The organism is Serratia sp. CY44782 (genome assembly GCF_052168715.1).
Taxonomy (GTDB): Bacteria; Pseudomonadota; Gammaproteobacteria; order Enterobacterales; family Enterobacteriaceae; genus Serratia; species Serratia nevei.
This window is the reverse complement of the sequence record NZ_JBJNME010000013.1, coordinates 28,814-41,623: the sequence shown is the minus strand read 5'-3', so window position 1 is coordinate 41,623 and position 12,810 is coordinate 28,814. Positions and strand designations below refer to the sequence as shown.

Annotated in this window: 13 protein-coding genes; 7 read left to right on the top strand and 6 right to left on the bottom strand. The window is 52.0% G+C overall.

Annotated features, from left to right (window positions below; all coding sequences use genetic code 11):
* The 3 genes from ACJ8HT_RS22255 to ACJ8HT_RS22245 all read right to left on the bottom strand — a co-directional run bounded on the left by ACJ8HT_RS22255 (position 1) and on the right by ACJ8HT_RS22245 (position 2,691).
* A complete protein-coding gene (locus ACJ8HT_RS22255; protein WP_063925780.1) occupies positions 1 to 1,206 on the bottom strand; it encodes a tyrosine-type recombinase/integrase in 1,206 nt (401 codons plus the stop codon).
* 327 nt (positions 1,207 to 1,533) lie between these two features.
* A complete protein-coding gene (locus ACJ8HT_RS22250; protein ID WP_001071601.1) occupies positions 1,534 to 1,740 on the bottom strand; it encodes a helix-turn-helix transcriptional regulator in 207 nt (68 codons plus the stop codon).
* A 99-nt stretch (positions 1,741 to 1,839) separates the two neighbouring features.
* Positions 1,840 to 2,691: a DUF6387 family protein gene (locus ACJ8HT_RS22245; RefSeq protein WP_021552945.1), complete on the bottom strand. Its 852-nt coding sequence runs from the start codon at positions 2,689 to 2,691 to the stop codon at positions 1,840 to 1,842.
* A gap of 122 nt (positions 2,692 to 2,813) precedes the next feature.
* On the opposite strand from ACJ8HT_RS22245, the gene ACJ8HT_RS22240 reads away from it, so the two are divergent.
* Positions 2,814 to 3,755 carry a hypothetical protein gene (locus tag ACJ8HT_RS22240; protein WP_063925781.1) on the top strand — a complete coding sequence of 314 codons (942 nt, stop codon included), beginning with the start codon at positions 2,814 to 2,816 and terminating at the stop codon, positions 3,753 to 3,755.
* 197 nt (positions 3,756 to 3,952) lie between these two features.
* On the opposite strand, the gene ACJ8HT_RS22235 is transcribed toward ACJ8HT_RS22240, so the two are convergent.
* Positions 3,953 to 4,342 carry a hypothetical protein gene (locus ACJ8HT_RS22235; RefSeq protein ID WP_060425004.1) on the bottom strand — a complete coding sequence of 130 codons (390 nt, stop codon included), beginning with the start codon at positions 4,340 to 4,342 and terminating at the stop codon, positions 3,953 to 3,955.
* A 360-nt stretch (positions 4,343 to 4,702) separates the two neighbouring features.
* Here ACJ8HT_RS22235 and ACJ8HT_RS22230 point away from each other — a divergent pair, with 360 nt between their 5' ends.
* Positions 4,703 to 5,887 (top strand): NupC/NupG family nucleoside CNT transporter, encoded by a 1,185-nt coding sequence (locus tag ACJ8HT_RS22230; RefSeq protein WP_004931212.1) that lies wholly within the window; start codon positions 4,703 to 4,705, stop codon positions 5,885 to 5,887.
* A 34-nt stretch (positions 5,888 to 5,921) separates the two neighbouring features.
* Here the strand turns inward: ACJ8HT_RS22230 and ACJ8HT_RS22225 are convergent, their stop codons facing one another.
* Positions 5,922 to 6,356, bottom strand: coding sequence for a DUF3574 domain-containing protein (locus ACJ8HT_RS22225; protein WP_197653436.1), 435 nt, complete (start codon positions 6,354 to 6,356; stop codon positions 5,922 to 5,924).
* 253 nt (positions 6,357 to 6,609) lie between these two features.
* Between ACJ8HT_RS22225 and ACJ8HT_RS22220 the strand changes: the two genes are divergently transcribed.
* Positions 6,610 to 7,227: a trimeric intracellular cation channel family protein gene (locus tag ACJ8HT_RS22220; RefSeq protein ID WP_025304704.1), complete on the top strand. Its 618-nt coding sequence runs from the start codon at positions 6,610 to 6,612 to the stop codon at positions 7,225 to 7,227.
* Here ACJ8HT_RS22220 and ACJ8HT_RS22215 read toward each other — a convergent pair.
* Positions 7,221 to 8,117 (bottom strand): LysR family transcriptional regulator, encoded by an 897-nt coding sequence (locus tag ACJ8HT_RS22215; protein ID WP_060441444.1) that lies wholly within the window; start codon positions 8,115 to 8,117, stop codon positions 7,221 to 7,223. The two genes, ACJ8HT_RS22220 and ACJ8HT_RS22215, sit on opposite strands and share 7 nt — an antisense overlap.
* A gap of 115 nt (positions 8,118 to 8,232) precedes the next feature.
* On the opposite strand from ACJ8HT_RS22215, the gene ACJ8HT_RS22210 reads away from it, so the two are divergent.
* From ACJ8HT_RS22210 to spoT, 4 genes are all read left to right on the top strand, one after another.
* Complete coding sequence (locus ACJ8HT_RS22210; RefSeq protein WP_197653435.1) at positions 8,233 to 9,519, top strand: MFS transporter; 1,287 nt, start codon at positions 8,233 to 8,235, stop codon at positions 9,517 to 9,519.
* A gap of 205 nt (positions 9,520 to 9,724) precedes the next feature.
* Complete coding sequence (gene gmk / locus ACJ8HT_RS22205) at positions 9,725 to 10,348, top strand: guanylate kinase (RefSeq protein ID WP_004931218.1); 624 nt, start codon at positions 9,725 to 9,727, stop codon at positions 10,346 to 10,348.
* 54 nt (positions 10,349 to 10,402) lie between these two features.
* Positions 10,403 to 10,678, top strand: coding sequence for a DNA-directed RNA polymerase subunit omega (rpoZ, locus tag ACJ8HT_RS22200; RefSeq protein ID WP_004931221.1), 276 nt, complete (start codon positions 10,403 to 10,405; stop codon positions 10,676 to 10,678).
* Between the two features lie 18 nt (positions 10,679 to 10,696).
* The gene (spoT, locus tag ACJ8HT_RS22195; protein WP_019452189.1) at positions 10,697 to 12,808 is read left to right on the top strand and encodes a bifunctional GTP diphosphokinase/guanosine-3',5'-bis pyrophosphate 3'-pyrophosphohydrolase; all 2,112 of its coding nucleotides are present in this window, start codon (positions 10,697 to 10,699) and stop codon (positions 12,806 to 12,808) included.
* Positions 12,809 to 12,810: the final 2 nt, after the last annotated feature.

The following is a 12,810-nucleotide window of genomic DNA, read 5'->3' as shown; positions in this document are numbered from 1 at the left end:
TCATTCCCCTTTAGTTATTTTCCTCAAAGAGTCATAAACTCTTCCAATAACTTCCTTTTCTTTCATTGATATGTGTTTGAAGTTATAATTTTCAGACATCTTTGAATCTTTTGACCACCCCATGAGATAGCACCTCAAGCCTGATTTTCGGCTGATATCTAAATTCGAATCATCAATTTCACTTGAATAGAAATAGTTCCAGGAGTGTCTCAATTTATGACCTGATAAATTCTTTAATTCCGGGCTTGATTTTTTAATAGTCGAAATTATCTTTTCATATGCTGAAACAGATAAAGGTTCTCCAACTGTTTTACATGAACTGTGTGTAACAAACAGGAAGTCATGCTTCTTCTTTTTGGTGTATTTATTTCTATAGTTATTTATGTAATCCAAAATCTCCAATGCTAACTCGTCCGACAATGGAATTTCCCTTTCACCAGTTTTGACTAAAGGTTGATTCAGCCTTCGATCTTCAATGCAATCATGTCTTCTGAAAATACTTAGTGTGTAATCCCTAGGATTTAAATCATTAACTTTTAGATTTAATAGCTCTCCTGCTCTTAAACCACAATTCAATAGTAAGGTAAAAATGAGTCTGTTTCTCATTTGAACATCCTTCTGAAAAGGATTTTGGCTTCCTTCAATTTCTAATAACTCAAACAGTTTTTTTATCTCTTCTTTGCTCAGTGATTTATCTTTTCTGTCATTCATGCTAAGAGATTTATTTAGCGGGAGATGTGCTCTAATACTTTCTATGAAACTCTCGACTTCATATCTAGCATGAATTCCCTTAATAGAATGAAGTAAACCGCACAGCCAATTAAGATAGCTCGAAAAAACATGAATTCTATAACCGAAAGTTCTTCTTGCAATCTGATACCCTTTTATTAATCTTACATTTGTAATCTTTTGCTTATCAAATCTCTGCCTTGCATAACGGATCAGGTCATCCACTTCTGCTACACTTAGGAACTCCTTAATTTCAATCCTATCAATTATATTTATTTTCCTGCTTTTGAGGAAATTGCTTAGTATTAGTAAGTTTGTTGCAACTATCTCCATCGTTGATGCGGTCGCACTTCTATTCCTGACATTGGTTGTAAGATAGAGATTTTGATAATAAACAGGCAACTGTGTTTCTTTATCGAGAACCAAACATCCTCGTTCGCCATTGCTCATCACAAATTTTTTTATTTGATATGACATTATAATAACCCTCCAAAAACTTTACATTTAGTAATCACTACGGCTTATCTTTATTTTATCAATTTAAATTTTGCAAATTTTTTTGTTATATATGGCTTTATTTATAATGAATTTAAATATTTAAAAAAATTTCTTTCACGTGAAAGAAACAGGTACGGCTAGTAGATAGTATCCATACCCAATATTAAGAAACCACCTTTAAATACCTATGACACAAGCCTCGCCTAAAAAAACGTAAAGAATTACGTTAAATATAGTTTTTTTTAAGATTTAAACTTTACAAGTCTGAGAATTAATCCTCATAAATAAGAAGGCTGTAATTTTATTTCAGGCAACATGCTTTCTTGAATTTTCGATAGTTAATTGAATCCATTCGTCTACTTCACTTTCAATGAAAGCAACTGCACGAGATCCAATTTTGACTGGTGATGGGAAACATCCTTTGCTGATTAGATGATAGATCCAGGCTTTACCATAGCCGGTTCGATTTAGAACCTCTGGTAAACGAATAAGGCGTGTATTGTGCTGATTCATAGTCGTTTCCTCTTCTTTCGTTTTGATGGAAACGACTATACGAATGAATATGGAAAAAAAGCAGTGAGGTTCAGAACATCAGGGCTATGGAAGCTAGGTTCAGTCAGAATCAGAGATTTTCATCACCTCTGAAACTCTGATCTTTTTCAAATGGCTGTTCTTGTTGATAAACAGATGAAACTGTCGGATGAACGGTATACTCGCAGCTTTCAAAGCAAGTGGTCTGTCCGTGTCCCTGATTTGGTGGTTCATCCGGGTATCACTTTCGTCATCATCATCGGTATACAGCAGACGCGAGAGGCGGTTTTCTGATATACGTACCTTATGCAGGTTTGACCATACTAGGATATCAATTAGTGGTATCAGTCTGTAGTTGATGATTTTCTTAATCGTTCCATAACCGAAGCGGATCGAGTCAGTAGTGTCAGCCTCGATACCTCTGACCTTACGCCACTGAGGTAGTGCGGCTTTCAGGGATTCAGCTATTTCCTCGTCAGTTCCATTCGCCAAGTCGATTTCGACCATGACAGTATCTCTGAACAGGCGAGGTAGGGACTCTGATACAGGGCTTTCGAGGAATTCACGGTTAACCGAGTACTCATCACCGCCATCCCAAAAGAAAAGTGAATTTCGCAGCCCCACAATACTGAGTTGCGCCAATCTTTCAGTTGTTGTCAGAAAGAAGTGTGGTGGCTGGTAAAGGGTATCCTCTCTTGTGAGATAGCCGAGATGCTTTTCTGTGATGAGAAAGGGGTTGCCACTGAAGATCCTGTCGATGTAGAGTCTTACGGCTTCTGCTTCAAATTCTTCATGATATGGTTTGAAGAACAATGTCCTTGCAAGCAGTTCATGATAAAGCTGTATGAGAGTCAGATCTTCAAATCTGCGATAAGTATCGATATCTAACCACTTCTTGATTTCCTTGGTATGCGCGGCTGACCAATTTTGCATATATCACCTAATTTATGTTTTTGGTAGCTAGAAAAAACTATACTATAACCTCATGGTAGATAACTGTATAACTAATTATCAATGCACCCCTTGCTTAATTAGTAAAATAAAAGGAGTTTAAAATGAAAAAATATATTTATATTGACACTAATATTATAAGTGATTTCAAATCCTTCACACCTGACAAATGGCAATCATTCAATAAAGTACAGAAGAAATATCACTTCCCTTTTTCACACGCTCATTTATTCGACCTAAAAAATAGCCCAGAAAAATACTTAGTTGAAGACTTGGATCTACTTGAACGCATATCTGATAGGTATGGAATAAATGAAATAGACGAAAACGGTAAATTTGTAATTAAAAAACTAAACTCAAAACTATATCCATTTTTTAATTCTGTTATAGAAACTGAAATAAAAGATGAAGAATTAGCTAAAAAGAACAGGATTTTTTTCTTACCTGGTTATGATAAGCATAAAATCGAATTATCGAAAATGCACAAGGATTCATTCCTAACCCAAATGATTGATAAAAATAACGGGATTTTAGATGGAAACTTTCCCAACTTACTAATGACTTATTTAACTGAAAATATGGATTCTCCAAATATTTATAAAAGCTTAAGAAAACAAGTCCAAGACTTGATTTCTCATGCAAAAAAATACAATACATTTAAAAATCTTCCGAAAGAATTCGTCGGATTTCTTGAGATATTTTCAGGTTCAATTAAAGAAGACCAGATTTTTGAAAAGTTAGTTGACTATAGAAAATGGGCATTGAAATTTACAGGTAAAGATTTCAGTAAACTTTCACAACCAGAACAGATAGTTGATATATATATGTCTTTAGATATAGTGAAGGGTTTTAGTGAAGATATATCTAAAAAAAACCGTTGGGTAAATATGTATAGAGATGCACAACATTGCGGCAATGCAAGTCAATCAAAATATTATATTACCAAAGAGCAAAATAATAAAAATAAATTTAACTTCATAATGAGAGAGTTTAATTTAAAATGCAGAGAAATTACTCTTGAAAATCTCTTGAACCGAATCTCGTAGAGATTTTACATAAACTCTCAAAACTTGAGCGGGGGTTACAACGGGGGTTGAACACATAAAACCCGTATAATTATAGTTTTAATTTATTGAAAAACATCAATTTTAATAATCCAATCAATATTCAGATCCGAACATCGAGTGATCCTGCCCCGCACGCCATCAAGCCCGCGCCAAGCGGGCTTTTTTATGGCTGCAGCTCAGCGATAAGCGGCCACCTGTTCTTCGCCCATCAGCCCCATTTTCTGCAGCTGCACCGCAATGCTCCAGGTTGAGCGTTCAAACTCATCGCTCAGCGCTTCCAGCGTCGCCCCGGCCGCATGGCTCTCGCGCAACCTCAGCTTTTCCTCTTCCGGCCAAGGGAAGTAGGCATTGGCCGGCCGCCCCTCGGCCAGATTCTTCTGCCGCTTCTCCTCCGGCGTCAGCCGGGCTTTTTTCTGCAGTTCGGCTTCACCGTCGAACTCGTTGGCCAACGCGAACAGCAGGCGGATAGCCTCCGGCGCGCAGGCCGCCGAAGCCGGTCTCAACAGCTCACCGGTGTCGGGATTAACCCCGTTGGCCAGCGCCCTGAGCAACGTGCCGGTATTCATTGTTCGCCGCCTTATCCGAGAAGATGCGCCGGTCGTGGCGCCTTGTTCAGGCATTTTTCTTTGCCTCCCTCGAGAAAACCACGCTTTACGCCATGAAAAAGCACCAGTTGCGAGCCAGATTCCAGGCGTTTGCACGCGAGTGACAGTGATTGCATCAGGTTGCGAGCCGGCAGGCCCCTGGGGAACCGGCTCACCGGGAAGCTTATGAAAAACTGCCGGACAGCACGTGTGGATGACATTTGGCAAGATATCCCGCATGCCATAAGTATTTTGTTCTAATTATCACGCAAGGTAATGAAAGGACGTCGATGCTGTGGCTAAATGTGTTTTTTCTCTGCCCGTGAACCGTACGGACCGTTTATGCCACAAATTCTGCAATTTATTATGGCTCTGGTGGTGATCATCGCCCTGGCGCTGCTGGTCAGCAATAATCGCAAGAAAATCCGCCTGCGCTATATCATCCAGCTGCTGGTGATCGAAGGCGCGCTGGCCTATTTCTTCCTGCACTCCGCCAGCGGGCTCAGCGTGATCAAACACGTCGCCGGCTTCTTCGACACCCTGCTCGCCTACGCCGCCCAAGGATCGGAGTTCGTGTTCGGCGGCATGAGCAAGGATGGCCTGGCGTTCATCTTCCTCGGCGTTTTGTGCCCTATCATCTTTATTTCCGCCCTGATCGGCATTTTGCAGCATTTCCGCATCCTGCCGCTGATCATCCGCCTGGTCGGCACCCTGCTATCCAAGGTCAACGGCATGGGCAAGCTGGAGTCGTTCAACGCCGTCAGCACGCTGGTGCTGGGGCAGTCGGAGAACTTCATCGCCTATAAAGGCATCATCGGCGATATCTCGCCGCGCCGCATGTACACCATGGCCGCGACCGCCATGTCGACGGTATCGCTCTCCATCGTCGGCGCCTACATGTCGATGATCGACGCGCAGTACGTGGTGGCGGCATTGATCCTTAATATGTTCAGCACCTTCATCATTCTGTCGATCATCAACCCGTATCAGGTCGAAGACGAGCCGGAGCTGAAGCTGAACAAACTGCATGAAGATCAGAGCTTCTTCGAAATGTTGGGCGAGTACATTCTGGCCGGCTTCAAGATTGCGATGATCATCGCGGCGATGCTGATCGGCTTTATCGCGCTGATCTCCGCCGTCAATGCGCTGTTCTCCGCGGTGCTCGGCATCAGCTTCCAGCAGATCCTCGGCTATGTGTTCTATCCGCTGGCCTGGCTGATCGGCATCCCGGCGGAGGAGGCCCTGAAGGCGGGCAGCATCATGGCGACCAAGCTGGTGGCCAACGAATTCGTGGCGATGATTGAGCTGAAGAAAATCGCGGCGGAGCTGTCGCCGCGCGGGCTGGGTATTCTGTCGGTGTTCCTGGTGTCGTTCGCCAACTTCGCCTCCATCGGCATCGTCGCCGGCGCCATCAAGGGGCTGAACGAGCAGCAAGGCAACGTAGTTTCCCGTTTTGGCCTGAAGCTGGTTTATGGCTCGACGCTGGTGAGCCTGCTGTCAGCGGCCATCGCCGGCCTGGTGCTGTAATCCCCACTCCCGGCCGCATGGCCGGGAGTTCGCTTTAAAACGCCACGCACACCGGCGCATCCACCCGCATCACCGAATCCTGCGCAAACTGCTGCTTATAGCCGCTGCGCAGCGCCTCGATATTCGCCTCGCTCTCTTTGCCCGGCGCATGGATCAACAGCAGCGCCTTGCTGTTCTCGCGCGCCAGCTTGCCGTCGTGGCCCAGCCACTGCCCTTTGGCATCAAAGACCGTCAACCCGTCTTTAAAACGCGGCGTCACCTGGCTGTCGACGAAGGTTTGCCACTCGGCGGCGGTGATCGCCGGCCCCGCCGGGCGATTCAGGCCGAAGTAGAGCGTTGTTTGCATCATCGGATCGCCGGTGTGGCAAGCCGGAGCGGGTGACACAGCCTGATGGCCTGGTGTCACGCAGCCGCTCAGCAGCAGGGCGGCCACCACGGCGCCGGCGGCCAGTTTCGGGGAGTTTTTCATCTGCAGTCTCGGTTTCTCGGTTGAAGGATTAGCTGCAAAAAGCATAGTCAGCGATGGAAACCAGCGCGAAATTTCTAATGCTTTCATCAACAGCCAGATGTTAAAAAAGGCTGGTTATCGGCAATAAAAACGGAGTTTGGATTAGCTAAATTAATCCGAAACACCATCGGTGAAAAAAACTCAGTGGCGCGCGCCATCGGCGGCGATTACCCTGCCGGCCATCATTCTGACGCAAGTACGCTGTGAATCCCTTATGTTACTGAGCATCCTTTATATCATCGGCATCACCGCCGAAGCCATGACCGGCGCGCTGGCGGCCGGCCGCCGCCAAATGGACATGTTCGGCGTGATCATCATCGCTTCGGTCACGGCGATCGGCGGCGGGTCGGTGCGCGATATGCTGCTCGGGCATTTTCCATTGGGCTGGGTCAAACACCCGGAATACATCGTCATCGTCGCGATAGCGGCGATCGTCACCACCTGGGTGGCCCCCCTGATGCGCCATCTGCGCCGCCTGTTCCTGGTGCTCGACGCCGTCGGCCTGATCGTCTTCTCCATCATCGGCGCGCAGGTGGCGCTGGACATGGGGCACAGCGCGATTATCGCCGCCATCGCCGCGGTGATCACCGGCGTCTTCGGCGGGGTGCTGCGCGATATGTTCTGCAACCGTATCCCGCTGGTTTTCCAGAAAGAGATCTACGCCGGCATCTCCTTCAGCGCCGCCTGGCTGTATATCGGCCTGCAGCACCTCAGCCTGCCGCACAATCTGGTGGTGATCCTCACGCTGGTCGCCGGCCTGAGCGCGCGCCTGATCGCCCTGCGCTTCCGCCTCGGCCTGCCGGTGTTCAACTACCAGCATCCGGATCACTGATCGTCCGGCAGCATGTACCGCGCCAGATAATCCACGAACACCCGGACTTTCGGCAACATGTGCCGGTTAGAGGGCCACACGGCAGAAAACGCGCCGCGCTCGGGCGTGCTGTCTTGCAGCACCGCCGTCAGCTGCCCGCTGCGCAGGGCCTGGCTCAAAGTGAAATCCGGCAGGTAGGCGATGCCCAATCCCTGCTGCGCCGCATGGATTAGCGCCTCAACGCTGCTGAAACTCATCGTCACCGGCAACCTTAACGACAACGCCTCATCGTCGGCGCTCAGCCGCCACGCCTGCAACTGCTGCCCGCCCGGGAAGCGATAACGCAAACAAGCATGCTCGAGCAGATCCGCCGGTTTCAACGGCGTTCCGCGCCGGCGGAAGTAGTCCGGCGCGCCGACCAAAACCTGGCGAAACGGTCCAAGACGCCGCGCCATCAGGCGGGAATCAGCCAGCTCTCCGCCTCGAACCGCCACATCAACGCCCTCGGCGATCAGATCCGCGATGCGATCGTTGAAGTCCACATCCAACTCAATCTCAGGATAACGCGCGGTAAAATCAGCCAACAGCGGCACCAGCATGCGGTAACCGATGGCGGGCATGCTGACGCGCAGCTTGCCGCGCGGCGCCTCTGAAATACGTGCCATCTCGGCTTCAGCGTTCTCGATGTCACTAACAATACGCCGGCAGCGTTCGTAAAATAGCGCCCCTTCCTCCGTCAAATTGATGCGCCGGGTGCTGCGGTTGAACAGCCTAACGCCCAACGACGCCTCCAGCCGCGCCACGCTTTTACCCACCGCCGAGGCCGATACCCCCAATCGCTCCCCAGCAGCGACAAAGCTGCACGATTCGGCAGCGCGAACAAACGCCAGCAGCCCGCTCAAACTTTCCATATGGCCCCCATTAGAGCGTTTTTGTCCTGAAAGTGTGGAATTCAGCCTTATTTTTAACCTATTCAGTCTTATTTATCATCCATACCCATCGAAACCACCGCATCAGGAATCGCCCATGAACGCTCATCCATCCCGGAATGCGCCCCCGCAGCGCTGGCTCATACTCTTTTCCGTGTGTCTCGCAGGCCTGATCATGCCGCTGAGCTTTACCGGCCCCGCAGTCGCGCTCACCGCAATCGCTAAAGATTTGGGCGGCGGACTGGTCGCGCTCAGTTGGGTCACCAACGCGTTTATGCTGACCTTCGGCTGCAGCCTGATGCTCGCCGGAGCGCTCGCCGATCGTTTTGGCCGCAAGCGCGTGTTTATCTGTGGATTGGCGGCGCTCGCGCTCAGCGCTCTGCTCATGAGCGCGGCGCAAGACATTATGTCCTTCGACGCGATACGCGCGCTGCAAGGCATCTCCGCCGCGGCCGCACTGGCCGGCGGAACCGCAAGCCTGGCCCAGGTATTTAACGGGCCGGAGAGAAGCAAGGCCTTCAGCCTGCTGGGCACCACGTTCGGCATCGGGCTGGCATTCGGTCCGCTGCTGGCCGGCGCGCTGCTGTTTATGCTGGCTTTTATCCTGATTGAACGCCGCACCACTCGGCCGATGCTCGATCTGTCGCTGTTTCGCTACCCGCGCTTTGTCGGCGTACAGCTGTTGGCGGCAGCGCCGGCCTATTCGTACGTGGTGTTGCTGGTGCTGCTTCCCCTCCGATTTATCGGCATCGAGGGTTACAGCACCGTGGAAACCGGCATGATGATGCTGACGTTGTCCGCACCAATGCTGGCGCTGCCGCTGCTGACCGGGGCATTCGCTCACCGCTTTTCCGCCGGCGCCGTTTCCAGCCTAGGCTTGTTGATTTGCGCCGCCGGGCTGGCATGGCTGGCGCACTATGCGCCGGGGCAATCGCTCGCGCGGCTACTGCTACCGATGCTGACCATCGGTTGCGGTATCAGCTTGCCCTGGGGATTGATGGACGGTTTAGCCGTCAGCGTCGTGCCGCGAGAGCGAGCGGGCATGGCGACCGGCATTTTCAGCACCGTTCGCGTCGCGGGGGAAGGCATTGCATTGGCGATCGTCGGTGCCCTGTTGGCCTTGTTGGTTGGGCGCCATCTCGCTCCCCCAACCGCAAACGCCGCCGGCGCGCACGCCCTGGCCATGGGGGATATGCCGCGGGCGACCGCCCTGCTCAATGCGGACGCCGCACGGCTGAAGCACGCCTACGAACTGGCTTTCCAGAATCTGCTGTACTTACTCGCCCTGACGACGCTGGCGTCCGCCGTCATTATCTTTCTCTTTCTCCGCCCCCCCGCACGGGAAACCCCTTCGTCCGCCCCACGCATTACCGACGCGCCGTAATCTGACATGGCCTCGCCGCCGAGGCCAAAACTGCAGAAATGTTGCCCTTCGACGCGCAAATTCGCTCATTCGCCGCTTTTTCCGCGCAAAGCGGCGGGCAAAATGCGAGCTAACGCTGCACCCGGCGCGTTAGCCGTGTATACTGTGCGGAGAAAATACACATCCGCTGTTATTGGCATATCAACCGTTATCAACGAACATCATCATGGCTCAAGGCACGCTTTATATTGTCTCTGCTCCCAGTGGCGCAGGTAAATCAAGTCTGATTCAGGCTTTGTTAAAGACGCAACCGCTGTACGACACGCAGGTTTCGGTTTCGCACACCACGCGCGACAGCCGCCCGGGTGAAAATCACGGCGAACACTATTTCTTCGTCTCGAAAGACGAATTCCGCCGGATGATCGAGCAGGACGCGTTTCTTGAGCACGCCGAAGTGTTCGGCAACTATTACGGCACCTCGCGCGCCGCCATCGAACAAGTGTTGGCGACCGGCGTAGACGTGTTTCTGGATATCGACTGGCAGGGCGCGCAGCAAATCCGCGCCAAAATGCCGCAGGCGCGCAGCATCTTCATTCTGCCGCCGTCGAAGGAAGAACTGGGCCGCCGCCTGCGCGGGCGCGGGCAGGATTCCGAAGAGGTGATCGCCAAGCGCATGGCTCAGGCCGTGGCGGAAATGACGCATTATGCGGAGTACGATTACCTGATTGTGAACGATGATTTCGATCTGGCGCTGTCCGATCTGAAGACCATCATTCGCGCCGAACGCCTGCGTTTGGGCCGCCAGTTGCTGCGGCATGACGCTTTAATCAGCAAACTATTGGCAGACTGAAGGCAGTTTCAGTATCATGCCCAGTCTTTTCGTCACCTGTGGAGTAGCACAAATATGGCACGCGTAACTGTTCAAGACGCTGTAGAGAAAATTGGTAACCGTTTTGACCTGGTGTTGGTCGCTGCTCGTCGGGCGCGTCAGATCCAGACCGGCGGCAAAGATGCACTGGTTCCGGAAGAGAACGACAAGTACACCGTTATCGCCCTGCGCGAAATCGAAGAAGGCCTGATCACCAGCCAGATCCTCGACGTGCGTGAGCGCCAGGAACAGCAAGAGCAGGAAGCCGCAGAGATTCAAGCGGTTACCGCGATTGCTGAAGGTCGTCGTTAATTAGACTGCGAGTCCGCCTTGTACCTGTTTGAAAGCCTGAATCTGCTGATTCAACGTTACCTGCCCGAGGAGCAGATTAAGCGCCTCAAACAGGCATACCTCGTCGCGCGCGACGCGCACGAGGGCCAGACACGCTCCAGCGGTGAGCCTTACATTACTCACCCGGTCGCCGTGGCCTGCATCCTGGCGGAAATGCGTCTCGATCACGAGACGCTGATGGCGGCATTGCTGCACGACGTCATCGAAGACACCCCAGCCACCTATCAAGATATGGAACAGCTGTTCGGCAAGAGCGTCGCCGAACTGGTTGAGGGCGTCTCCAAGCTCGACAAGCTGAAGTTCCAGGACAAGAAAGAAGCGCAGGCGGAAAACTTCCGCAAGATGATCATGGCGATGGTGCAGGATATCCGCGTCGTGCTGATCAAGCTGGCCGACCGTACGCACAACATGCGCACCCTCGGTTCGCTGCGCCCCGACAAACGCCGACGCATCGCGCGTGAAACCCTGGAAATCTACAGCCCGCTCGCCCACCGTCTGGGTATTCATCACCTGAAGACCGAGCTGGAAGAGCTGGGCTTCGAGGCGCTGTACCCGAACCGTTATCGCGTGATCAAGGAAGTGGTGAAAGCCGCGCGCGGCAACCGCAAAGAGATGATTCAAAAAATCCTCTCCGAGATCGAAGGGCGACTGACCGAAGCCGGCATCGCCTGCCGCGTCAGCGGGCGGGAAAAACACCTCTACTCCATCTACCTCAAGATGCACCTCAAAGAACAGCGTTTCCATTCCATCATGGATATCTACGCGTTCCGGGTGATCGTGAAAGAGGTCGATACCTGCTACCGCGTGCTCGGCCAGGTGCACAGCCTGTACAAACCACGCCCGGGGCGAGTGAAAGATTACATCGCCATTCCCAAGGCCAACGGCTATCAATCGCTGCATACCTCGCTGATCGGCCCGCACGGCGTGCCGGTCGAAGTGCAGATCCGCACCGAAGACATGGATCAGATGGCTGAGATGGGGGTGGCCGCGCACTGGGCTTACAAGGAAAGAGAACAGGGCGAAACCGGCACCACGGCGCAGATCCGCGCCCAGCGCTGGATGCAAAGCCTGCTGGAGCTGCAGCAAAGCGCCGGCAGTTCGTTTGAATTTATCGAGAGCGTCAAATCCGATCTGTTCCCGGATGAGATTTACGTTTTCACCCCGGAAGGCCGCATCGTCGAGCTGCCCGCCGGCGCCACGCCGGTCGATTTCGCCTATGCGGTGCATACCGATATCGGCCATGCCTGCGTCGGCGCGCGCGTCGATCGTCAGCCATACCCGCTGTCGCAGTCGCTGACCAGCGGCCAGACCGTCGAGATCATCACCGCACCGGGCGCACGGCCCAACGCCGCCTGGCTGAACTTCGTAGTCAGCTCGAAAGCGCGCGCCAAAATTCGCCAGATGCTGAAGAATCTCAAGCGCGACGACTCCGTCGGCCTCGGCCGCCGTCTGCTCAACCACGCGTTGGGCGGCAGCCGCAAGCTGGCCGAAATCCCGCAGGAAAACATTCAGCACGAGCTGGACCGCATGAAGCTGGCGACGCTGGACGATCTGCTGGCGGAAATCGGCCTCGGCAACGCCATGAGCGTGGTGGTGGCGAAGAACCTGCAGGGCGATCAGTCCAGCCTGGGCGCTTCCTCCGGCGTGCGTAACCTGGCCATCAAGGGCGCCGACGGGGTGTTGATCACCTTCGCCAAGTGCTGCCGTCCGATTCCGGGCGACCCGATTATCGCTCACGTCAGCCCGGGCAAAGGGCTGGTGATCCACCATGAATCCTGCCGCAATATTCGCGGCTATCAGAAAGAGCCTGAGAAGTTCATGGCGGTCGAGTGGGATAAAGAGACCGAGCAGGAGTTCATCGCCGAGATCAAGGTGGACATGTTCAACCACCAGGGCGCGCTGGCCAACCTGACGGCGGCGATCAACGCAGCCGAGTCCAATATTCAGAGCCTGAACACCGAAGAGAAAGACGGTCGGGTTTATAGCGCCTTTATCCGCTTGACCACCCGCGATCGCATCCATTTGGCAAACATTATGCGTAAAATCCGTATCATGCCGGATGTGATCAAAGTTAACCGCAACCGAAACTAGCG

Bases quoted from the DNA above. Each gene is read 5' to 3' on its own strand.
- ACJ8HT_RS22255 (WP_063925780.1), bottom strand. From the start codon at position 1,206: ATGTCATATCAAATAAAAAAATTTGTGATGAGCAATGGCGAACGAGGA.
- ACJ8HT_RS22250 (WP_001071601.1), bottom strand. From the start codon at position 1,740: ATGAATCAGCACAATACACGCCTTATTCGTTTACCAGAGGTTCTAAAT.
- ACJ8HT_RS22245 (WP_021552945.1), bottom strand. From the start codon at position 2,691: ATGCAAAATTGGTCAGCCGCGCATACCAAGGAAATCAAGAAGTGGTTA.
- ACJ8HT_RS22240 (WP_063925781.1), top strand. From the start codon at position 2,814: ATGAAAAAATATATTTATATTGACACTAATATTATAAGTGATTTCAAA.
- ACJ8HT_RS22235 (WP_060425004.1), bottom strand. From the start codon at position 4,342: ATGAATACCGGCACGTTGCTCAGGGCGCTGGCCAACGGGGTTAATCCC.
- ACJ8HT_RS22230 (WP_004931212.1), top strand. From the start codon at position 4,703: ATGCCACAAATTCTGCAATTTATTATGGCTCTGGTGGTGATCATCGCC.
- ACJ8HT_RS22225 (WP_197653436.1), bottom strand. From the start codon at position 6,356: ATGAAAAACTCCCCGAAACTGGCCGCCGGCGCCGTGGTGGCCGCCCTG.
- ACJ8HT_RS22220 (WP_025304704.1), top strand. From the start codon at position 6,610: ATGTTACTGAGCATCCTTTATATCATCGGCATCACCGCCGAAGCCATG.
- ACJ8HT_RS22215 (WP_060441444.1), bottom strand. From the start codon at position 8,117: ATGGAAAGTTTGAGCGGGCTGCTGGCGTTTGTTCGCGCTGCCGAATCG.
- ACJ8HT_RS22210 (WP_197653435.1), top strand. From the start codon at position 8,233: ATGAACGCTCATCCATCCCGGAATGCGCCCCCGCAGCGCTGGCTCATA.
- gmk (WP_004931218.1), top strand. From the start codon at position 9,725: ATGGCTCAAGGCACGCTTTATATTGTCTCTGCTCCCAGTGGCGCAGGT.
- rpoZ (WP_004931221.1), top strand. From the start codon at position 10,403: ATGGCACGCGTAACTGTTCAAGACGCTGTAGAGAAAATTGGTAACCGT.